The sequence below is a fragment of the Paenibacillus sp. R-74696 genome, assembly GCF_055814915.1.
In genome coordinates, this window is record NZ_JBPULM010000025.1 from 178,010 (window position 1) to 199,121 (window position 21,112).

The following is a 21,112-nucleotide window of genomic DNA, read 5'->3' on the forward strand; positions in this document are numbered from 1 at the left end:
AGCCTGTTACTCATGCACCATCATAAAAATACAAACAACCGCCAACCCTCACGAGGAGGATTGGCGATTGCTGTGTTTGCGTCAGATTACATTGCCGATTTATTTTATTTCGCTGCCGCCCATGCATCAAGCTGCTTCTGTTTTTCTGCAACGATTTTGTCGATGCCCGCTGCTTTCAGCTTGGAGATAAAGTCTGGCAGTGTTTTCTCCGGATCAAGCGTACCTGTTTCCAGACCGAGCTTGTATTGATTCAGAACATTCGTTACCGAAGCAAACTCGGTTTTCACGGATGCGGAATCGAAAGTAAAGCCTAATGCTTTGGATTTCGTTGCGTTTTTATTAAATTCATCTGTTTCTTTCCAAATATCCGGGTTGTCCCCTTCAAAGGAGTAGGACATAAACTGGTTACCGAACAACCAGCCTGTATTCGGGTTGTAGCCACTATTGTTGGCATCTACGCCATCTGCATATTTAATGATGTTTTCTTGATCGGTTTTTACATAATGCTTGCCTTCAATGCCCCAGTCCATCAAGTTAATGATATCTTTGTCGCTGTACATCAGGTTTAAGAACTTCATGGATGCTTCAGGATTCGTCGCGTTGCGCGGAATGCCCCACATAATGTTAGTTACCGTCTCTGTTTTGGAAACCGGAGCCGTGATTTCACCTTTTACGATTGTTGTACCTACAATACGTGATTCCTGCATCTCGATGCCCGGCTTAAGGTTCGCCACATAAGCAGCTGTGCGCCCTGCTTTAATCAAATCCGCGATGCCCTCTTTGTTCGTTGCTGCATCCTTCAAAATATAACCCGCTTGATACCAGCCCCGAATACGTTTAAGAAGCTCCGCATATTCAGGCGTTTCAAAGTAGTTGACTACTTTTAAATCATCCTGCCCATTGTTAATCAGAACGCCATAGCCATCCCCTAATTTATCAAGCTTGAGCAGGTAGTCAGCAATCGATTGCCCAGCAGATCCTGGAGAGATAGCCGCCATGTTCGGCTCGTTCTCTTTCAGTGTTTTCATCATGCCTTCCAAAGCGTCAATCGAGTTGACTTTGGCAGCGTCGATGCCGTATTTATCAGCCAGATCCTTACGGATCAGCACGCCATAATTGACCGCCAAATCACGAATCGAAGGTACGGCATATATTTTTCCGCCAATGCTGCTTGCTTTAATAAAATCTTCTCCAACTGCCGATTTAATGCCTTGTCCATGCTGCTCCAGCAGATCATCAAGCGGAAGCAGCTGCCCCTTCGCCACTTGCGGTGCATAACCAAACGTTGCGCTGCTGCCCGTTACAATTAGATCCAGCTTCTCATTGCTCGTAAGCATGAGGTTCATTTGCTGATTCCATGCGCCAATTCCGATTGGGAGAAGCTTCACAGTTGCATTAATTTTCTCTTTAGTCAGCTTGTTCAGCTCGTCCTGTACCGCTTGCAGGTCAGTAGGCGTATTGCCAAACGTGACGTACGCAACAGTAAGCTCTGCCGCTGCATCTGTATTGCCGCCTGAGTTTGTAGCTCCTGCTGTGCCTGTACCCGCTTCTCCGTTGCTGCCCGTGCTGCTGCCGCCACATGCGCTCAGCACCAAGCCAAGGATGAGGACCAAGCTAATCATCGTTGTTATCCTTCTCATTCGTAATTCCCCCGATGCTTTATAGTATCGAGATCCAGCTCGTCTGAAGCGAGTGAATCTATACTCATTGTAGAGAATCCCCATCCCTGCTACTGCCCCGCAAACGACTTTTTGGTAAGCGTTTTCCGACCATTTCAGTGGCCCTGCTTCTTGAGCTCATAATTTTGCCTGAATTCCAGCGGATTGAGGCCTGCGTACTTCTTAAACATTCTTGAAAAATGCGAGAAGTTCGCATAGCCTACGTGAACCGCTATCGCGCTGACCGGCATATCCGTCTTCATCAGCAGCTCCTTCGCTACAAGCAGACGTTCATTGAGCAAATAATCGGAAATGGACAAGCCTGTTTTCTTTTTAAAAATACGCGTTAAGTAGTCCGGGTTCAGGAACACATGGTTCGCCAGCTCCTCGCGCGTAATTTCCTTGTTCTGATTCAGCTTAATATAGGCAATGACCCGCTCGACTACCGTCTGCGTCTCTTCAACCGACTTCGCATAATCCGCCGCTTTGGTCACAATATGATCGATCCAGCCATACATATCCGTCACCGAACGGCTCGCCCGGCCCGACAGCTCAATCGACTCGTCATCGCCAAACAATTGATGGGCCTGAATGCCCTTCAACTGGAGCATATAATACATCATTTGCAGAAAATCCTGGTGGAATGTATGCAGCCGCTTCGCATCAAGCGTTCCGAGCCGAATGCATTCCTTAAGATGAGCGTCTATTGCCGCGAGCAGCTTGTCCTTGGAGCCTTCCTTCAGCAGCACCGCCCACAGGCTTAAATCGGGCAGCTTCATCTCTGGCGTCAGGCTCGACCTGCCGCTAGTATGCAAGACGATATTGCTAAGCGCTACATTGTTCTGATCGAGGCCGGTTAGCCGCCTTGCCATCGCCGACAGCTGGTAGCTAGGCACGGGCTCGCCAATGTAACAGGAAAGATCGCAATAGAAATAGGCATTGGAGGCCGAAATAAACAAGGAGCAGGCATCTCGCAAAGCGGCAAGCTCCGGCTCGTCATTGATCTCCATTGGCAGCAGCGCAACGAGCTTGTCTTTTTCCCATTGCACCAAATGCCCGCTAGCGCCATGGTTCAAAATCGTCTCCTCTGCCGCATTGCGCAGGGCAATTTCCATAATTTTCTCATCGCGCACCGACAGCTTCTTGCGCCAGCGCTGAACCGAGATCAGAATTGGCAAATGCCGCAAATGCTCCATATAGGGCAAATATCGCTCAGTAGCCGCTTCTTTAATGGAGGTTTCATAAGCTGGTATCGTCTGGTTCAGAATGTCCAGCCAAAACCGCTCCGTCATAATCGGCTGCTGCTTAAACCAGTATTGCCCGTATTCGCTGAACTGGGCGAGCTCGCTGTCCTTATTGATTTTGTCGGTCGCTTTGACAATAACCTTCTCCAGCTCCGCATAGGGGATCGGCTTGAGAATATAATCGAGGCTGCCGAGCTTCATCGCCTGCTTCGCGAATTCAAAGTCCGCGTGGCAGGTCAGAAAAACCGACTCTGTCTTCGGATATTTGTCACGCACCCACTCCAGCAGCTCCAATCCGCTGCCCTGCGGCATTTCAATATCGCACAGCATCAGATCGATGGACTGCTGGTCGAATATTTCCTTCGCTTGGCGGATATTATAGGCGGTATACACTTCGCTCACTTGAAGCTTGTCCCAATCGATGGCCGATTCAATCGCCTTGACCGCATGCACTTCATCATCGACAATGAGTACCGAATACATGTAAATTCCCCCTTCGCTAGCTATGTTCCGTTTCCGCATTCATCGGCAGGATGATTTCAACAATCGCCCCTCCACCGTGCGCATTGGCGAATGATATTTGCGCCCGGCCTTCATAGAGCAGCCGCAGCCGCTCGCAAATGTTCCAAATGCCAACCTGTCCGCCTTGTTCCCTTATTAATTTCCGGCCCTCCTGAAGCTCCTTCAATACCTCTTCATTAAAGCCTTTGCCAGTGTCCTGCACGATAATCCGCATTTTCGGTTCATCAGTTGTGTCCAGAAGCTCAATACGAATATGGATGTGCACCGCTTCATCCAGCGTTACGGCGTATTTGACAGCATTTTCAACTAGGGACTGAATAATGAGCGGCGGCAGACTGGCGTTCATCATATAGTCGGGCGCCTCGATGCTGCTTGTCAGGCTGTCCGGATAACGCAGCTCCTGAATGCGGACATAGTTGCTTACATGATCCAGCTCCTGCTTCAAGGAAACGAAGCTGAGGTTGCTGCGGAACATATAGCGGAAATAGCCCACCAAGCACAGCGTCAGCTCTTGAATCAGCTCATAATTGCGCACCTGGGCAAGGCTGTACATCATATTCAGGGAATTCATGAAAAAATGGGGATTGATTTGCAGCTGCAAATGCTGCAATTCCACCTTTTGCTTGCTGAGCTGCTCCTCGTATACATCAATACGCAGCTGCTGAATATCCGCCATCATCGTATTGAACGTTTCGTTAACTAGCTGAAATTCCTCGGCGCTAGGAGCGGCCTTGATACGGACATCCAGATTACCTTCACGTATCCGCTTCATCGCCGCCAAAATCCGGTTCAACGGGAGCAATATTTCCCGGCGCAGCATCAGCAGTCCGAGCGGTAAAATGATGAGCGAGCCTAGCGCGACAAAGGTAATCAGGCTTCGCAAATAAGGGAGATTTTCAAGTATTTTTTCATCCGGTATAACGGCTACTAGATTAAAATCCCCCCGAAGCGAAGGGGCGCCTACGACAAGAAAGCGGGTTTGATCCCCGGTCATATAATAATTAGCCAAGCTATGATTGAGCTCAATGCCATGATCCTGAAACAGAGTAGAGGACGTTAGTGGGATTCCATCGCTCGTCGTCAACAGCGACTGCCCCTTTTCACCCAGATCAATCAATCCCAGCCCGCCAATTAATCGATTGGCATTAACCCAGGCACCAATATAGCTGCCGCCCGATTCCACGATATGATAAATATAATATTGATTATTCAACTGCGTAATTTTCCAATCGGCGGTGTGCAGCAGGCTCCCATTGTTGTCCTTGTCCATCATCAGCTGGTTCAAAAAAAACCGCATTTTTTCCCGTTCTCCGAAGGGCCTGCTCACTTGCGGACTAAGCATTAATTCCTTCTCCTGATCCGAGTATACGAAAAAAGCATCCATGCTTTTATAAATCGCCAGCGCCTGCGACAGCTTGTTGGACAGGCTGATTTTCGCCATATAATATTCATCCGGCTGCCTTGTCGTGCCCATTACCAGCAAATCCGGATCTACAGCGGCGATGCTATTCACATATTGATCTACATCCTCAAGGCTCTGATCGATCTGATCCATATACAAGGTCATCATATTCCGGTTCGAGTTTGCCACCTGATTGCGCACCACATCAATCGAATAAAAGCTGTTATACAGCAGCAATATAATGAGCGGCAGCGTAAATAGCAAAACGCTGGTGATTAATCTCGTTCGGATCGAGCTCCACGATAAAATTTTCAATCGACTGTTCATCCACAAAGCCCCCGTTCTCCGCGACTACTTAGATAATGGGCCAAATTGCTACGCCATTATCATGAAACTTAGCACGCTCTAGGAAGGAAGATCAATCTTTATCGGGAAATTTGTCGAAATCCTTGTCGAAAATCGCTCCCAGCTGCCATACGCTTCCTGCTATGCCTCTATTTCATATTTGAACCAGTCGAAATACGCTGGCGCTGTATTATTTTTCCCATTTCCCGTTGCATAAAGTCCGGCATATACACCTGTAAAGCCGCCAGCCACCTCTTTGGATAACATGGCACATTCTCCCGTTCCTAATACATGCGTCTGCCCATCTGGTGGCGAGTAGCTGAACGTATAATGCGTTTCATTAGCTTCTATGCCAAGTCTAATAATAGAATGGCTATAATCCGCCGAGTGCTCGATCTTCCACAGGCTTCCGATCCGGCGACGCAAAATTACCTGATTTTTCCCTTCCAGCCTTACGAGCGCAATTTCATAATGGAAACGCTCATTCATGAGCACCGTCATCCCCGCTTCCTCTCCATCGTGCTGCGGCTGAAAGGCCATTAACGTCGACCATTTCGCCTTAAAATGCTGCTGCCTCCGCCCAACGAATGCAGGCGACTCCGTATCATCGAGCGTGTGGGCGCTGCCCTGCAGCTTCAGCCAGCCCGGACGCTCCGAAAGCGACCAGCTTGCCTCGCTCGGATTGCGCAGAAAATTCCAATGCAGCGTCAGCTCCGGCTCATTGAAATCATCCAGCTCCTGCCAAGGCTCCTGCTCGCTGAGCGGCAAATTCGGCGCGTCCAGCTCCAATGCCGCTCGGCCGTTGTCACCAATAATTGGCCAGCCGTCCGCCGTCCATGTCACCGGTGCGCCAAACGTTTCACGGCCCAGATGATGCGCCGCTGGGTAGCCGATCGGGCGTATGCCTAGAAACACTGCCCACCATTCCTGCTCAGAAATTTGGATAAGCTCGGCATGTCCCGTCGCCTGTATCGGGTTATCGGTGCTGCGCTGCGTCAAAATTGGATTATGCGGGCAGCCTTCAAACGGGCCATACGGCTCCTTGCTCCTTGCCGCAGTCACCATATGCCCGTATTCGGTGCCGCCTTCGGCAATGATGAGGTAGTACCACTCGCCAATTCGGTAAAGATGCGGCCCTTCAGGAAAGGAACCGCCTGTTCCTTGCCATATCAGCTTTCGCTCGCTAAGCAGGCGGCCCGACTGCAAGTCCAGCTCTGCCTGATAAATGCCCGGAAGCTCACCGCCAAACATGACGCTCGTTCCGGTAATATAGACTTTCCCATCCGTATCGAAGAGCAGCGATGGATCGATACCCGGCCATTCCTCCAGCCATACCGGTTCTGACCATGGCCCCTCCGGGTGGTCTGCCCAAACATAGAAATTTTTGAATACGGTTACATTAGTCGTGATCATATAGAAACGCCCATGGTTATATCGTAGTGTCGGCGCAAAAATCCCTCTGGAGCTTGGGCTGCCATGCAAGGGTACTTGGCTTTCTCTCGTCAGGCAGTGCCCGATTTGCCGCCAATTGACCAAATCCGTACTATGAAAAATCGGGACGCCCGGAAAATATTCAAATGAGCTCGTCACCAAGTAATAATCATCCCCCACACGGCACACACTCGGATCAGGATAAAAACCGCTTAATATAGGATTTGAAAAATGCATATTTAGTTCCTCCTCTTGAAGGGCAGTGACCAAACTCATGGTTATTCACCAGACTGCTCATCTGTTTTTCTTCATTGTAGTCTGGCCATCCCTCGCGATGCCGCCGTTTGGACGACCTATCACTGCCATTTTCACGACTTTTTTTATCTGCTGCACGGTACAAAGGCCGCAATTCCACGCCAAAAAGCCTCCCCTCCCCGCATGCTAATGCGGTTCAGGAAGACTTGTGCCTTGGGCTGTATGAATCTATCATTCAATTCGTTCGATTTTTTGTTTGAAGGATAATTACCCTTCCAGCCATACCGTTTTGTCAGAAACGGACGTCCGCTTCGCTTCCAACGGCTGCATATCTGGATATCCGAGATAAATGAGGGCAACAAACTGCTCCTCCGCATCAAGGCCAAATGTATCCTTCATCAGCGGATGGTACATCGGCTCGCCTGAGCGCCAGATGGCGCCCAGCCCATTCGCATGGGCAGCGAGCAGCAGGTTTTGCACAGCGGCTTGCGCCGCCGCCAGCTCTTCCGCATAGACAGCGCGCGGGTCCTCTGCCGGCGAGCATACGACGCCAATAACGACAGGAGCACGATAGGCTTTAGAGCGCTCCTTCGCCAAGCGGTCCTCCAAAGCGGTACCGATGCCGGTCTCAAGCGAAGCAAGCGCAACACGCGCATATCCTTCGCCCAGCTTGGCGCGTCCCTCTCCTGTCATGACGATAAACTTCCATGGCTGCGTATTATGGTGACTAGGCGCCCAACTGGCTGCCTCCAGCAGCTTTTCGATGAGGCGGCGATCAATCGGGTCCTGCTTGACCCTTCCGATTGTACGTCTTCCCCGTATAGCCTCTTCCACTTGCATGTCCAATCCCCCAATCCTCAAATTAAGCTTTCAACCAGGCCGCGTACTCACCGTAGCCCTCTGCCTCAAGTTGATCCTTTGGAATAAAACGCAGTGCTGCGGAATTAATGCAGTAGCGCAAGCCGCTTGGTCCCGGGCCATCATTAAAAACATGTCCCAGATGCGAATCAGCCGCCTTGCTGCGGACTTCCGTACGGATCATAAAATGGCTAATATCGCGGTGCTCCGTTACTTTCGATTCCTGAATCGGCTTCGTAAAGCTAGGCCAGCCGCAGCTTGAATCAAACTTGTCGCGCGAGCTGAAGAGCGGCTCTCCCGATACGATATCTACATAGATGCCTTCTTCCTTATGATCCCAATATTCGCCGGTGAATGCCCGCTCGGTGCCGCTGTTTTGCGTCACTTCGAACTGAATCGGCGTCAGTCGATCTTTCAGCTCTCCTAGACTTTTCTTAAATTGCCAATGGTTTGCGAGAAAATCCTCGCGTCCAGAGCCTTTGCGGTAAGATTTGTAGCGCTGCGGATTTGAACGGTAGAAGCCTTGGTGGTAATCCTCCGCCAAATAAAAAGGCTCCGCCGGTTCAATCGGCGTTACAATAGGCTTATCGAACCGGCCGCTTGCATCAAGCGCCTTCTTCGAGGCTTCCGCCTTCTCCCGTTGTTCCTCGCTATAATAAAAGATGCCGGGACGGTACGAGTTGCCGCGATCCGCGAACTGGCCAGCCAGATCGGTCGGGTCGATCTGCTGCCAGAAAACATCAAGCAGCTTCTCATAGGGAAAAATCGCCGGATCAAATGTAATTTGCACCGCTTCAGTGTGGCCTGTCGTCTCCGAGCAGACCTGTTCATAGGTCGGATTCGGCACATGGCCGCCTGTATAGCCCGATACTACCTCAATAATGCCGGGCATCTCCTCGAATGGAGAAATCATGCACCAGAAGCAGCCTCCGGCAAATATCGCCTTTTCATATGATGGTGACTCATTCTGGTTTTCGTTCAATTCAACTGACATGTCTATACAGCCTCCTTTACAGGCTTGCTGCAGCCGCTGCTGCTATACAATCGCCTGACCCTTATTATACCTCAACTGCCAGCCTCCGCAAAAGGACAACAAGACCTGCGCCCTATTCTTTGTTACAATGTAGTGACACGCGCAACAAAATGGCTTTTTTCCCGTCCAATACTATAGCCGTATAAGTCAGGTTACGATTGCAGTTCGTTCAGCCTCGTTGCAGCACACAATAAGACTTTCAAAATGAGGTGAACGTTAAAATATGAGCAACTTGCAAGAAGCTGAGCTTTCCAGCCACCATGAGCCGCTGCGGCGGCGCAAACGGAGCAATCGCGCTTTTTTCGTATTCGTCATCATCTGGATCGTTCTCATTTCCGGCGGCGTCATGGGCGCCAAATGGTATAGCGACAAGATCCAGCATGACGTCGCCGCTGATCTGGAGCGCCAGACGTCCGCGCAAATCGCGGCGATGCAGCAGGACTACACCCAGCGGATGGACAAGCTGGAAGCTGCCTATAAGGAGGAGCTGGCCCAGCTCGATGCGAAGGTGGATGCCTTGAATGAGCTGCTGACCTTTACGAAGGACAATGCCGATTCCAAGACCGACAACAGCAACAAGCTGTATACCCAGCTTAATGAAGTGAAGAAGAAGCTGAACGAACTGCAAAAAAATCTGGATGTGTTGAAATGAATGTATCCGTAAAAGCACTGAATAGGACCATGCTGCTCGCGTGTACCCCTTTTCTTGGCATGCTGCTTTGGCTGCTGCTGTCGGAGGTGGTCGTTGAGCTGTCTACCGCAGCTTTTCCCGTTCACGAGGCTGAAGCGCAGCGGCAAGAGCCCGCAGCCTTCACCTCGAAGACAGCGGCGGGGCTGGAGCAGGCTCGTACAACAGCCGAGGCGACAGGAAACTTGATAAAGAAGGAAATCACGCTGTATAACCGGACAAATGCGGAGATGAAGCAAATCGCCAGCACCGCAGCTGCCCAAGCCCGCATACCGCTTGATATTTATGACCAGCTCATTACGAGCAAGCTTGGAGCGCCGTCGGCTACCGTTAATACGGACAAGCTTCGCGCCCAGCTCTTCCGTATCAAGACGCAAAACTTTCAAAGCTACGCGGTGAAAATCGAGCTGAAATCAGACGATGCGATGAAAATGGCGCTCGGCGGAGACAAATATGGCGGCGCGGAGACGACGCTCGCAGCAGTGAAGCGTCTCGGCGCGTATATCGGCATCAATGCCGGAGGCTTCGCAGACGCTCAGGGCGTTCGCTACCCGCTAAGCACGACGATGATTGACGGCGAATATGTGAATGGGTTTGAGCCATCGTTTGCCGATTTATTTTTTGTCGGCTTAAATGAGGATAACGAGCTCGTAGGCGGGAAATTCACCAGCAAGGCGCAGCTCGACAGCCAGCATATGAAATTTGGCGCTTCATTCGTGCCTGTCCTGCTGCAAAATGGTGCCGCTATGCCGATTCCCGACAAGTGGAAAAATAGCCCGAAGCGCGCACCGCGCACGGTCATCGCGAATTACAAGGACAATCAGCTGCTGCTTCTCGTCGCCGATGGCTATAACGAGAATGGCAGCTCCGGCGCGACGCTGGAAGAGCTGCAAATTTTACTTAAGCGCTACGGCGCCGTTAATGGCTTTAATCTCGATGGCGGCGGCTCCTCGTCGCTGATCTGGAACGGCAGCGTCATTAATAGTCCTTCTGATCGCCAGCTCCGCAAGCTGCCAACGAGCTTCCTATTTTTCAAGTAATGGCTTGTACGAATTTCTCTATCATGATATAAACGCAAAAAAAGCGTTCAACCCTTCTGCACGAGCGGGTTGAACGCTTTTCGTTATTTATTCGCCGCCCATGAATACGTAGCGACAAATGACAAGCACGGCAAGTATCCACATGAGCCAGTGGATTTGGTATTTTTCTTTGGCTTTGCCTGACAGGTTGGCAACAGAGGCCAATACAACATAAGACACGATACCGAACGAAATGCCGTTCGCGATATTGTACGTAAATGGCATCAAGGCAAGCGTCAAAAACGACGGAATCGCATAAACCATATCTGTAAAATCAATTTCCTTGATCGACTGCATCATCAGCACGCCGACGATAATGAGAGCAGCATTCGTAGCTGCTGGAGGTACAAGTGTAACGAGCGGTCCGAGGAATACGGCGAGCAGGAAGCAAATACCCGTTGTAACCGAAGTCAGTCCCGTACGTCCGCCCTGTGCGATGCCTGAGGAGCTTTCCACATACGCTGTCACTGTGCTCGTACCGAGCATAGCCCCGCCGCTAACGCCGATGGCATCCACGAACATCGCTTTGCCGATGCGCTTCTTGCCTTCTACCGGATCTTTCATATAGCCAGCGCGGTTCGCCGTGCCGACAAGCGTTCCGAATGTATCGAACAGCTCGACGAACGTAAACGTCAGAATGACGGTCACGAGACCGACTTCCAGCACGCCAGGGAAATCAAAGTGGAATAAATTCATTTTTGAAAAATCAGGCACCCATGTTTGTCCGATCAGCTTCTCGCTGACGTTTACCTGGCCGATAACAATCGCAATGACCGTCGTGAGCAAAATGCCCCACAAAATTGCGCCAGGGATACGAAGCACCATCATAATTCCGATAATGAACAGTGCTATAACCGTAAGCGCTACTGTACCATTGTGCAGGCTGCCGAGGTGAATGACCGTCTCCGAGCCCGACACGTCGGTATATGCGCCCTTGCTTATGTCCGTGAAGCTGGATACGGCAATCGTCATAATGCCGCTGCCCTTAAGGCCGATAATCGCGATAAACAAGCCGATACCGACGGTAATCGCATGTTTAAGGCTGTCCGGCACGGCTGTAATCAGCATTTGCCGAATTTGAGTCACGGTCAAAATGATAAAGATAATACCCGAAATAAATACCGCTGTAAGTCCCATCGCGATGGAAATCGGCTTTCCAGTCGCCTGTGAAGAAATAACCGTAGCTGCGAAATACGCATTGAGCCCCATTCCTGGCGCGAGAGCTACGGGGAAATTCACGAACAGCCCCATGGCAATCGTGAAAATGCCTGCTGACAGTGCCGTAGCCAAAAATACGGCTCCCCAGTCAAATCCGGCTGGTGTGAGCACAATCGGATTAACAGCCAGTATGTACGCCATGGTCATGAAGGTCGTCAGTCCTGCCATAATCTCCGTACGAATGTTCGTACCATGCTCTTTCAAGCGAAAAAATCGTTCCATCGCTAATCACTAGCCTCCCAAAGTCAAATTATACTGCCCACTGATGCATTATTTTTAGAAACTCATTTTAATCAATTGCTTCCTTGTTTGTCAATGATTTAAAACGAACATTTATAATGGACACTCTTAAATCATTCGGGTTTCATTGCAATTCCTTCCCAAAAAGGCTGTGACCCCCTTCCATTCATCGTTGCTTTCCGTAAATGAAAGCGTTTGAGGAAAGGCGAATAACGGCAAAAAACGCCCCTTCGGATAGGATGTCCGAAAGGGCATTTTTTAGTATATTTTTGTGGTTATCGCCCTCCGCCTTGAGGTCTTCCTCCTCCACCGCCGCCGCCGAAGCCGCCTCCGCTGCTGGCAGTCGTTACGCCGGATTCATTTAACCAAGTTACGCTGCTTGAAATTTCGAATTCGGTCACTTTCGTTCCGCCTGTATAGGTGCCATCCGTATACATGCCATCTGCATCGCTGCCGGTTGAGCTTCCACCTGTGTAGAGGGTGTAGGAACCGCCTTGCGCAAGCTCCGGTGAGCTAATCACTACAGCTTGATAGTTTTTCGATGGCGCAAAGGTCATAATCGTGTTGCCGTCGCTATCCTGCAGATGGACTAGCGTACCCGCCTGCTGAGCTTGGGAGAACGTCATCGCGATGGTGGATTGACTGGAATCGTCAGCTGTGGCCTGAAGCATGCCTGAGCTTCCTGCTGCCACCAGCGTTCCTCCGCTAATGTCAAAGCTGCCATCATAGTCCAATGAACCATTGCCGTTGCCCGTTGGGCCATTCACAATAACCGTGCCGCCTGTCATCGTAATCGAGCCGTTCGAGTCAAGTCCATCGCCTGCTGCATCCACGGTCACATATCCACCGCTAATGGTGAGCAGGTTGCTGGAGGCTGCGCTGAACTGATCTGCCCGGCCTCCTGCCGCCTCGCTCGTTTCATCACTGCCGCCGGCTACATTGATGCCGTCATCGGAAGCAACGACATGCGTCTCGCCGCCGGAGATCGTAATATTTGCTCCTTCAATGCCTTCGTAACTCTTCGTGATGTTAATGCTGCCTCCGGCAATTGTCGTCCGTGCGTCAGCATGAATGCCGTCATCACCTGATGCCATTTCTAGCTCTCCGCCTGTTACCGTCACATTGCTGTTGCTGTGCAGGGCATCATCTGCTGAATCAATGGCGAAGGTGCCGCCGTTAACCGTCAGATCGCCGCCTGCCTTAAGCCCCTTCGCACTCGTTGATTCGGTTGCCGTAGTTGCTGTTGCCGCTGCGTCGGTTGATGTGCCTGTTGCCGAAGTGGCATTCATTCCGCCTCTTTGCATGCCACCTGGGCCCTCTTCCTGCTTCACTTCACCGTTCACACTGCCTCCACCTGTTACGAGATTAAAGGAGCCGCCATCTACAATCAGCGCTGTTTCAGCTTGAATGCCGTCATTATCGGCTTCAATCGTAAATGTACCATCCGCAATCGCGATAAATCCACGGCCCTCATCGGTAGCATTCGTCGATTTAATGCCGTCTCCTTCAGCTTTAATCGTTACCGTGCCATCCGCGATCGCAACCATATCCTTACCGACAATGCCGTCATCCGCAGCCGTGATGTCGATGGTTCCAGATACGATTTTCAAATCGTCCTTGCTTGTAATTCCATCATTGTAGCTTGCGACTACCGTCAGCTTGCCCGTACCATTAATCGCCAGATCCGCTTTGCTGAAAATAGCTGCGCTTGGCTCATCCGTTGCAGCATCCGCGAATACGTAGGTATCACCATCGGAGATCGTGTTTTCCGTACCTTCCTGCAGCGTAAGGACTACATTGCCCGCTTCCTTGATGTAGATTCCAGCGCTGTCGTTATCATGAATGGCAGCTCCATTAAGCACGAGATGAACGTCTCCATCATCCTGTACATCCACTACAACTTGCCCGTCGCTCAGCGTTCCGCTGAGAACGTAGGTGCCGGCTGCCGAAATCGTTACGGAGCCGCCCGAAGCTTTTGCTCCTGAGCCAGTAACGGCTGCGCTTGTTCCATTCAGCTTGATCGTCGTGGACGTCTCTGCGCTCCAATCTACAGCCTTTTCCGCCTCGTCAAACGTCACTACATCCGATACGGCAACACTGGCTGGCAATGCAGCAGCAGTGGTATCGCTGCTTTGTGAACTCGCTGCTGCTGCGGTAGTAGCTGACGTAGTAACCGCTGACGTTGTTGTTGATGCTTGCGATGAGGTACTGCAAGCCGACAATACGACCGAGCAAATGAGCAAAACACCTAACATCTCGCGAAATTTATTCTTTTTCATATGAATCATCCTCTCAGTTTAGGTTGGTTTAAAATATAAGAATTCATAAGTTTCACCCTTATAATCCTCTTATATTTCACCGCGAAACAGTAGCTTTGCCGTCAGAAGACGGCGACAGCCGTTTACGCTTAATAGTCATTCATAGTTGGGCTCATTGTTAATGAGATATCCAGATTTCCGTTTCTGCAGCGAATCGCATCCAGAAATTCCTTTTGATTCGTCTGCTCATCAATAGTAACGGTGTAAACCAGCTCATATAAGCTGCCAAGTTCAGTCGTGCGGATCTTGCTTAGCGCATATCCTACCTTGAACTCAGCAAACACTTCAGCAAATGCTTCTTCATACCCGAGATTTTCCGGGATCGTTACTTTCAGCACTTTTTGCAGCGTCTTTCTTACGCCAAATTTAACGCGGTTAAGAATCACCATGAGTACACAAAGGATAATCGTGAACAATACCGCGTAACCGAATGAACCGACTCCGCAAGCTAGACCCGCTGCCATAGTGAACAATACAAAGGTGATGTCTTTAGGGTCGCCTGGCGCGCTTCTAAACCGGATTATGGAGAAGGCTCCTGCAAGGCTGAACGCTCGAGCGATGTTGCTGCCGATAAGCAAAATGATAATCGCCACTATGACGGGCAGCAGCACCATCGTCAGTGTAAAGCTTTGCGAATAGCCATTCGGGTTCGTTTTCATATAGGTATAGCTGATCATTCCACCAAGAACAAGGGATAATAAAATCGTGATAACGGCTGTGCTAAAGGTCAAATCCGTTGTCGTGAGCGTTGTGGAAAAAAGAGAATCAAGCATAAAGGACACTCTCCATTTCTAGCTTGCTGTTTTTCAGCATTTTTTTATATTCATTGCCGTATTTCGAAAAGCTTGTGCGATACATCTGATGCTCCGACAGCATCCTCGACAGCCACATCGGGATCGTCTTCTCTGCCTTCACTTCCATGAGCCATTGTCCAGGCTCCAGCAGCGGTTCGCCATAATTGCCGCTCTCGAGCCTCAGATCATACCGCCGACAATTAATGTTCGTATCGAAGGTAATGCGGAGGTCGCGATTCTCTTTGCTGAACAACGCTTTACGGTCATAACCCAGATACACTTTAGGCTGCAATTCATATTGGTGAAGAAAATAGGTGATTTCCTGCAGCACCTGCTTGTTCATGTACCCTTGCAGCTCCGGCTGAAGTCCTGTACGGACAAATTCATAGGCTTCGTTCAGCTTCAGTCCCGTTCTTCTTTTGTTAACAAGACCAAACACCTTTTTCTTAATTTCCAGATAAACCTTGGCATCCTCCTTAGGAGTGCCATAAGCTCGGAGGCGAAGCTTTTCCTTATACTTCGGCTTGGACAGGCTGTTGCGAATCAAGGCATCATGCTCGGTGTCATAATACAGGTTGGTGATGGAGTAAAATTCATGCTGCTTGTTGTAATCGTCCAATTCCATATATTCCAGCAGTTGAAGGTAGAAGTTGCGGTAGGCTGCACCGTTGAGCAAATATTTGTTTTCATATCGGTTAAAAACCTCAATAGCCATATCGTTCAAATCCTCTCTATTTGGTCTCACATGTTATTTGCTTGGCGATCTCGTTTGTGGTTTGCGTTATGTTCTCGCTTGCTATATTCGTATCTTAGTCCCCAAACCTTTAACGAAACTTAAATGAATTTACAATATTTTAAAAGAAGGGTGAAGATAATACTTCGCTCCATGAAAAGATCGGCTTACGATGCTGCTTTCCTACGGAAAGCTTTAAGCGAACGCTACCGCTTCTCCAGCACAATCTTTTCATTCCGCTACGTCTTTTTCACCATGCTTTTAAGAAACCTTGTCAAACGAGGCCTATCCGCTGCAAACATTAAGGTTGACTAAAGGTAATCCTGATATAATGACCTTATTAAAAATATAGGAAGGGCTATCATTTCGTTCTCCTTTCTCTATATTTCTCGGAATGAAACGCGCCGCGCCACCAAGGACGGCTTTCGGCCGTTTCACCTTGATACACAACCTATATATAAAGGATGACTGGCCATGAGAATTTTAATTGTAGAAGATGAGCTTCATTTAGCTGAAGCTTTGAGCCAAATATTAAAGAAGCATAATTACGCCGTTGACGCTGTCCATGATGGCGTTTCCGGGCTCGACTATGCACGAAGCGGCATCTATGATTTGCTGCTGCTTGATATTATGATGCCGGAAATGGACGGAATCAGCGTCCTTACCCAGCTTCGTAAAGAGGGCGTATCTACCCCGGTCATTCTGCTGACCGCAAAAGGGGAAATTACCGATATGGTGGCTGGGCTTGACCATGGAGCGGATGACTATATCGCCAAGCCTTTTTCATCGGAGGAGCTGCTTGCCCGAATACGAGCTGCACTAAGGCGCAAAGGCGAGGTGCTGCCGGAGGATGCGTTAAAGTTCGGAGATATCGAATTAAACACGACGAATTTGAAGCTTTCCGTTAAAGATAAAGAAATAAAGCTCAATTTGAAGGAAAGTGCTTTACTCGAGCTGCTGATCGTCAGGAAGCAGGCGATCACCTCCAAGGAGCTGATCATTGAGAAGCTATGGGGCTTTGACTCTGAGGCGGAGCACAACAATGTGGAGGTATACATCTCTTTTTTGAGGAAAAAGTTTACGTTCCTGCATTCGACGGTACGCATTAACACGATTCGAAACGTAGGGTATGTATTAGAGGTGACTGCCTAATGTTCACGAAGCTCAGAAATCGGTTTCTTATCGTTAATTTGGTCATCATTTCGGTCGTCATGCTGATCGCCTTCGCCTCTATATACGTTATTACGTACCGGAATGTACAGGCTGATATCAACGATGAGATTCACCGGGTAGCCGATTTTTATCAGAAGCCCTCTGGCGGTTCTGATTCTTCCCCGTCCGGCAGGCACAAGGGCGATTCTCCTTCTGCACCTATAAATAACGGAGCTATAGATAGTGGACCCATGGATAGCGGACCTATGGACAATGGGGATTCACGGCCGGAGCGTTCGGTTGCGTTTATGCTGAAAACGGATGCCGATTGGAATATTACTAGCACGACCTCTCCATTTGCAGTAGACAATGCATTTTGCATCGCTGCGGTGCAGGAGGCCTCTACGGTGAATAAAAATACCGGACAGTTCAATTTGGATGGGAGCCACTGGGCTTTTATCAAGCAGCAGACCAATGAAGGATATAACCTGGTCTTCCTTGACGTCACCGCCCAGCAAGAGATTTTGACCAATTTAATTTATACGTTCTCTTTCGTTGGACTCGCGATGCTGATCATCTTGTTTTTCACCAGCCGTTTCTTCGCTAACCAATCGATCAGACCCGTGAAGGAAGCCTTCGATAAGCAGAAGCAATTTATCGCCGATGCTTCCCATGAAATGAAAACACCGCTTACGATCATTAACACCAATACGGATGTGCTGCTCTCTAATAGTGAGGATACGATTTACAATCAGGCGAAATGGCTGCACTATATCAAATCAGAAACAGAAAGAATGACGAAGCTGACCAATGACCTGTTGTATTTAACGGAAATGGATGATTCCCGAGCAAACATGATCTATAGAAAGTTCAATATGAGTGAAGCGGTTGAAAATATTATTTTAACGATGGAAGCTGTCATATTCGAAAAAAATGTGTCTCTGGATTATGAGATTGAGCCAGATTTGATGGTGCTGGGCAGCAGTGAGCAGATTAAGCAAGTCGTCATGATTTTGCTGGACAATGCGGTCAAATACACAAGCGCCAAGGGAACGGTTACGATGTCGCTCCAGAAGCAGCAAAACGATGTCGTGCTGGCGGTCACCAACACCGGTGAAGGAATTGCTGCTGAGCATTTGACCCGCATTTTTGACCGCTTTTACCGAACCGATTCCTCCAGGGCGCGCAAGCAAGGCGGATACGGACTTGGTTTGGCGATTGCCAAATCTATCATCGATCAGCATAAGGGGAAAATTTACGCGAAAAGTACAGTTGGCGAGTCAACAAGCTTTTATGTTCATCTGTCTCGCGGGGATTAGGCGGGGGCTAGCGGCTAGCGGCTCCTGCGTGCGGCACCTCTAGAAACGCGTACAAAAAAGACTGATGACGGCTCATCAGTCTTTTTTCAAATATAAGCATTTATAAGTTTCACCCTTATAAACAGCTTATCTTTCATCGCGAAACGGTAGCTTTGCCGCCGGAGGACGGCGAAAGCCGTTTACGCTTGGCTATTTTGCAATCGTTAAGGTGTACTCGCCTATTTGGAAGCAGACTGGTCCGCTCCATCTGGTTGTGCGCTCTCGATTGAACTTTGGTTGCCTTGTAGTCGATTTAAGTTGTCCGCTGCTGCTGCGCCTGACGCCAATGTGCTGCTGAACATAATACTGATCATCAGCATACTTGCTGCTAATGTCTTTTTCATAATGGTAGCCTCTCATTTCTGTCCCATATTGATGTGAACAATACCTATTATAGACAAGCAACCTTAAATGGATATGAATTTTTGCGGAAATATTTATGAAGCTTCTCATACCTGTTGAATTGGAACATGGAGGGAGGCGCTTTGTCCTTCAATTTTATTGTCATTTTATGGTTGAAGTGATACGCTTACTTAAAGCAGCCAATTGAAATGGAGGAGCATGATCATGAAGATGAACAAAGGATTATTTTCGAGCCTGCTTGTTTTGGCGGTTACCTCAACCAACTTTGCGTTCACAAATGTAAGCGCAAACAATTCGGATTCCAAATCTGTACAGCCTTCCTACTCGCTCATTGTGAAGGGCTTTGACTGGGGGCCAAGCGTGCATAAAATCGTCCTGAACACCGGAAGCACGATTCAAGGAAACTCGCTGGCTACTGACAGCTTCAAGGTATTGGTGGAGCGCAATTATCCCATGTTCAACTTCGAAACCCAAAGCTCCTATGACGGCTTCGATAGCGGCAGCAGAAAAATAACTAACACCTACCTTTCCGACGAGGAAGGCAATAAGCTGGATCAGCAAACCGGCCGATACATTACGATTGAGATGAGCGTTCATCCTGATCTTGCAACTGCAAGCACGTTTAACTATGATCTGCAAACCTTTACGAATCAATATGTGGATCTCCAATATACAATCATTCAGCAGAAAGTGCTCAAGGATAATGCCGGAAACGCCATTAATGATTTGACAACGACGAAGGAAACTCCACATACGGTCTTGGAACAGACTGTCGACAAATTTGATACAACAGGAAAATTCAATTATAAAGACTCTAAACATGGCAACATTGCGCTTACCTATGCCTCTTATGTGCCTGATTCCGACGAGAAGAAGCTCCCGTTAATTATCTGGCTCCACGGAGCTGGAGAAGGGGGAACCGACCCTCGTATAGCCCTATTAGGCAACCGGGTAACCGCATTAGCTGAAGACTCTGTACAGAAGTTTTTTGGCGAAGCAGCTGTTCTTGTACCCCAAACACCTACCTTCTGGATGAATAACGGAACCGGGCAATATACGCAGGATGGCAGCAGCATGTATACAAGCGCCTTGACGGCCTTAATCAAACAATATGTCAAAGACAATAAGGCGAATATTGATCCGAAGCGAATTTATATTGGCGGCTGTTCGAATGGCGGATTTATGACCCTTAATATGCTTCTTGCGAACCCTAATTATTTTGCAGCTGCTTATCCATCGGCAGAGGCCTATTTGGACTCTTGGCTAACTAACAGGGATATCGCCAAGCTTAAAAATGTTCCGATCTGGTTTACGGCCGCCGGAGCGGATCAAACCGTAGATACTTCAAAGAACACAACGCCTACCTATAAGCGGCTCATTGCTGCTGGTGCACCAGATGTCCATTATTCTTATTTTAACACCGTGCTCGACAAGAGCGGCCAGTACGTCAAAGGCAATGGAAACAACAATCCATATGAATACAATGGCCATTGGTCTTGGATTTATGTACTGAACAATGAAGTGTTGAGCGACTATAATGGCAAGCCTGTGAAGGTGGGCGGTAAAGCCGTCACTCTTATGGAATGGCTGGCGAAGCAAACAAAATAATGAAAGTTAAATTATAGGTAGACCTTTTCTTAAGGTGCGAATGCGTTAAAGACTTTGCGTAGCTGCGTATTCGCACCTGAGAAAATCTGCGTACCCCTTTTTTACTCCTCGACGATTAACTTACTGTTCCATAATGCGAGTACAACATCCATTTGTGAAGAAGTACCTTCGCCAAAAAGACTCGAAGCAGCTGAATTCCACGCAGTTAAGGGCTGAATATTGCCATCATCTAAAATGAGCCGCGCAGCATGAATGGCGACCACCCCATACTTGTTCATCCCTATCATCCTTTTCTGCCACAATCAAATAATTCCCAAAATTGTATTCCTCTTAAGCTGCGAACTAGCTATAATGCCTATATACAGGCTAACATATTCCAATACATTTGAGGCATCGTATTTGGCTTGAAGCAGCTTGGCAAACCGCGAGTGATTCAGAAATATGACTATGCACTTAAAGGATGGTTGGTTGTGAAAAAATATACGGTTATCATCGTTCTATTCCTACTTGTAATAGCCGCGGTAACGGTTCCTAGCAAGCAGCAATATGCCGAGTGGCTGAAAGGGCACATCAAAGAGGAAAGCGACAATCTCATTATTAATTTTGGCGTGGATCTGCTTGGCACAACGATTATTGATAAGGTCAGCACTTGCCAAAGCTATGTATTTTTGAACGTATGCACAACCGAAATTAGTAAATCCGAAAAGATCTCGGCCGCAGGCTTATTCAACAATTTTATTCCACTGCAACTTCCTAAATAAGCTCATCACATAGCTAAAATTAACAAATTCTCTTCTGGCCGCGGTATATCGC

General features: G+C 48.8%; 19 protein-coding genes. 6 read left to right on the plus strand and 13 right to left on the minus strand.

All coding sequences use genetic code 11. The features are described 5' to 3' along the window. Nucleotides 1-104 precede the first annotated feature (104 nt). From ACSR9A_RS08175 to msrB, 7 genes are all read right to left on the minus strand, one after another. The gene (locus ACSR9A_RS08175) at nt 105-1,622 is read right to left on the minus strand and encodes an ABC transporter substrate-binding protein (RefSeq protein WP_473756593.1); all 1,518 of its coding nucleotides are present in this window, start codon (nt 1,620-1,622) and stop codon (nt 105-107) included. Nucleotides 1,623-1,774: 152 nt separating this feature from the next. Continuing rightward, on the minus strand, nt 1,775-3,385 hold the full coding sequence (locus ACSR9A_RS08180; protein WP_473756594.1) for a response regulator transcription factor: 1,611 nt from the start codon (nt 3,383-3,385) through the stop codon (nt 1,775-1,777). A gap of 16 nt (nt 3,386-3,401) precedes the next feature. After that, nucleotides 3,402-5,153: a sensor histidine kinase gene (locus ACSR9A_RS08185; RefSeq protein ID WP_473756595.1), complete on the minus strand. Its 1,752-nt coding sequence runs from the start codon at nt 5,151-5,153 to the stop codon at nt 3,402-3,404. Nucleotides 5,154-5,312: 159 nt separating this feature from the next. After that, complete coding sequence (locus ACSR9A_RS08190; protein WP_473756596.1) at nt 5,313-6,839, minus strand: glycoside hydrolase family 43 protein; 1,527 nt, start codon at nt 6,837-6,839, stop codon at nt 5,313-5,315. Further along, nucleotides 6,799-7,017, minus strand: a complete 219-nt coding sequence (locus ACSR9A_RS08195; protein WP_473756597.1) for a hypothetical protein — start codon at nt 7,015-7,017, stop codon at nt 6,799-6,801. Before ACSR9A_RS08195 ends, ACSR9A_RS08190 begins: the two co-directional genes overlap by 41 nt. A 107-nt stretch (nt 7,018-7,124) precedes the next feature. Next, the gene (locus ACSR9A_RS08200; RefSeq protein WP_099521446.1) at nt 7,125-7,697 is read right to left on the minus strand and encodes a nitroreductase family protein; all 573 of its coding nucleotides are present in this window, start codon (nt 7,695-7,697) and stop codon (nt 7,125-7,127) included. Nucleotides 7,698-7,719: 22 nt separating this feature from the next. Beyond that, nucleotides 7,720-8,709, minus strand: a complete 990-nt coding sequence (msrB, locus tag ACSR9A_RS08205; RefSeq protein ID WP_473756598.1) for a peptide-methionine (R)-S-oxide reductase MsrB — start codon at nt 8,707-8,709, stop codon at nt 7,720-7,722. Nucleotides 8,710-8,971: 262 nt separating this feature from the next. Here msrB and ACSR9A_RS08210 point away from each other — a divergent pair, with 262 nt between their 5' ends. Together ACSR9A_RS08210 and ACSR9A_RS08215 are read left to right on the plus strand one after the other, a co-directional pair. Further along, a complete protein-coding gene (locus ACSR9A_RS08210) occupies nt 8,972-9,400 on the plus strand; it encodes a hypothetical protein (protein ID WP_473756599.1) in 429 nt (142 codons plus the stop codon). Beyond that, the gene (locus ACSR9A_RS08215; RefSeq protein ID WP_473756600.1) at nt 9,397-10,476 is read left to right on the plus strand and encodes a phosphodiester glycosidase family protein; all 1,080 of its coding nucleotides are present in this window, start codon (nt 9,397-9,399) and stop codon (nt 10,474-10,476) included. The genes ACSR9A_RS08210 and ACSR9A_RS08215 overlap by 4 nt, the downstream gene beginning before the upstream one ends. Nucleotides 10,477-10,563: 87 nt before the next feature. On the opposite strand, the gene ACSR9A_RS08220 is transcribed toward ACSR9A_RS08215, so the two are convergent. From ACSR9A_RS08220 to ACSR9A_RS08235, 4 genes are all read right to left on the minus strand, one after another. Then, nucleotides 10,564-11,955, minus strand: coding sequence for an NCS2 family permease (locus ACSR9A_RS08220; protein ID WP_473756601.1), 1,392 nt, complete (start codon nt 11,953-11,955; stop codon nt 10,564-10,566). 293 nt (nt 11,956-12,248) lie between these two features. After that, the gene (locus ACSR9A_RS08225) at nt 12,249-14,252 is read right to left on the minus strand and encodes a carbohydrate-binding domain-containing protein (protein ID WP_473756603.1); all 2,004 of its coding nucleotides are present in this window, start codon (nt 14,250-14,252) and stop codon (nt 12,249-12,251) included. A gap of 128 nt (nt 14,253-14,380) precedes the next feature. Further along, on the minus strand, nt 14,381-15,064 hold the full coding sequence (locus ACSR9A_RS08230) for a DUF4956 domain-containing protein (protein WP_473756605.1): 684 nt from the start codon (nt 15,062-15,064) through the stop codon (nt 14,381-14,383). Then, complete coding sequence (locus ACSR9A_RS08235; protein ID WP_473756606.1) at nt 15,057-15,800, minus strand: polyphosphate polymerase domain-containing protein; 744 nt, start codon at nt 15,798-15,800, stop codon at nt 15,057-15,059. The genes ACSR9A_RS08230 and ACSR9A_RS08235 overlap by 8 nt, the downstream gene beginning before the upstream one ends. Before the next feature lie 492 nt (nt 15,801-16,292). Between ACSR9A_RS08235 and ACSR9A_RS08240 the strand changes: the two genes are divergently transcribed. Both ACSR9A_RS08240 and ACSR9A_RS08245 read left to right on the plus strand, forming a co-directional pair. After that, nucleotides 16,293-16,970 carry a response regulator transcription factor gene (locus ACSR9A_RS08240; RefSeq protein WP_473756608.1) on the plus strand — a complete coding sequence of 226 codons (678 nt, stop codon included), beginning with the start codon at nt 16,293-16,295 and terminating at the stop codon, nt 16,968-16,970. Then, the gene (locus ACSR9A_RS08245) at nt 16,970-18,289 is read left to right on the plus strand and encodes a sensor histidine kinase (RefSeq protein ID WP_473756609.1); all 1,320 of its coding nucleotides are present in this window, start codon (nt 16,970-16,972) and stop codon (nt 18,287-18,289) included. Before ACSR9A_RS08240 ends, ACSR9A_RS08245 begins: the two co-directional genes overlap by 1 nt. 218 nt (nt 18,290-18,507) lie before the next feature. Here the strand turns inward: ACSR9A_RS08245 and ACSR9A_RS08250 are convergent, their stop codons facing one another. Further along, entirely contained in the window at nt 18,508-18,672 is a 165-nt protein-coding gene (locus ACSR9A_RS08250; RefSeq protein WP_341281028.1) for a hypothetical protein, read from the minus strand. A gap of 223 nt (nt 18,673-18,895) precedes the next feature. Here ACSR9A_RS08250 and ACSR9A_RS08255 point away from each other — a divergent pair, with 223 nt between their 5' ends. Continuing rightward, nucleotides 18,896-20,299, plus strand: coding sequence for a prolyl oligopeptidase family serine peptidase (locus ACSR9A_RS08255; RefSeq protein ID WP_473756611.1), 1,404 nt, complete (start codon nt 18,896-18,898; stop codon nt 20,297-20,299). Between the two features lie 101 nt (nt 20,300-20,400). Here the strand turns inward: ACSR9A_RS08255 and ACSR9A_RS08260 are convergent, their stop codons facing one another. Continuing rightward, entirely contained in the window at nt 20,401-20,577 is a 177-nt protein-coding gene (locus ACSR9A_RS08260) for a DUF6979 family protein (RefSeq protein ID WP_473756613.1), read from the minus strand. 192 nt (nt 20,578-20,769) lie between these two features. Here ACSR9A_RS08260 and ACSR9A_RS08265 point away from each other — a divergent pair, with 192 nt between their 5' ends. Beyond that, nucleotides 20,770-21,060, plus strand: a complete 291-nt coding sequence (locus tag ACSR9A_RS08265; protein WP_473756615.1) for a hypothetical protein — start codon at nt 20,770-20,772, stop codon at nt 21,058-21,060. The last annotated feature ends 52 nt before the right edge of the window (nt 21,061-21,112 follow it).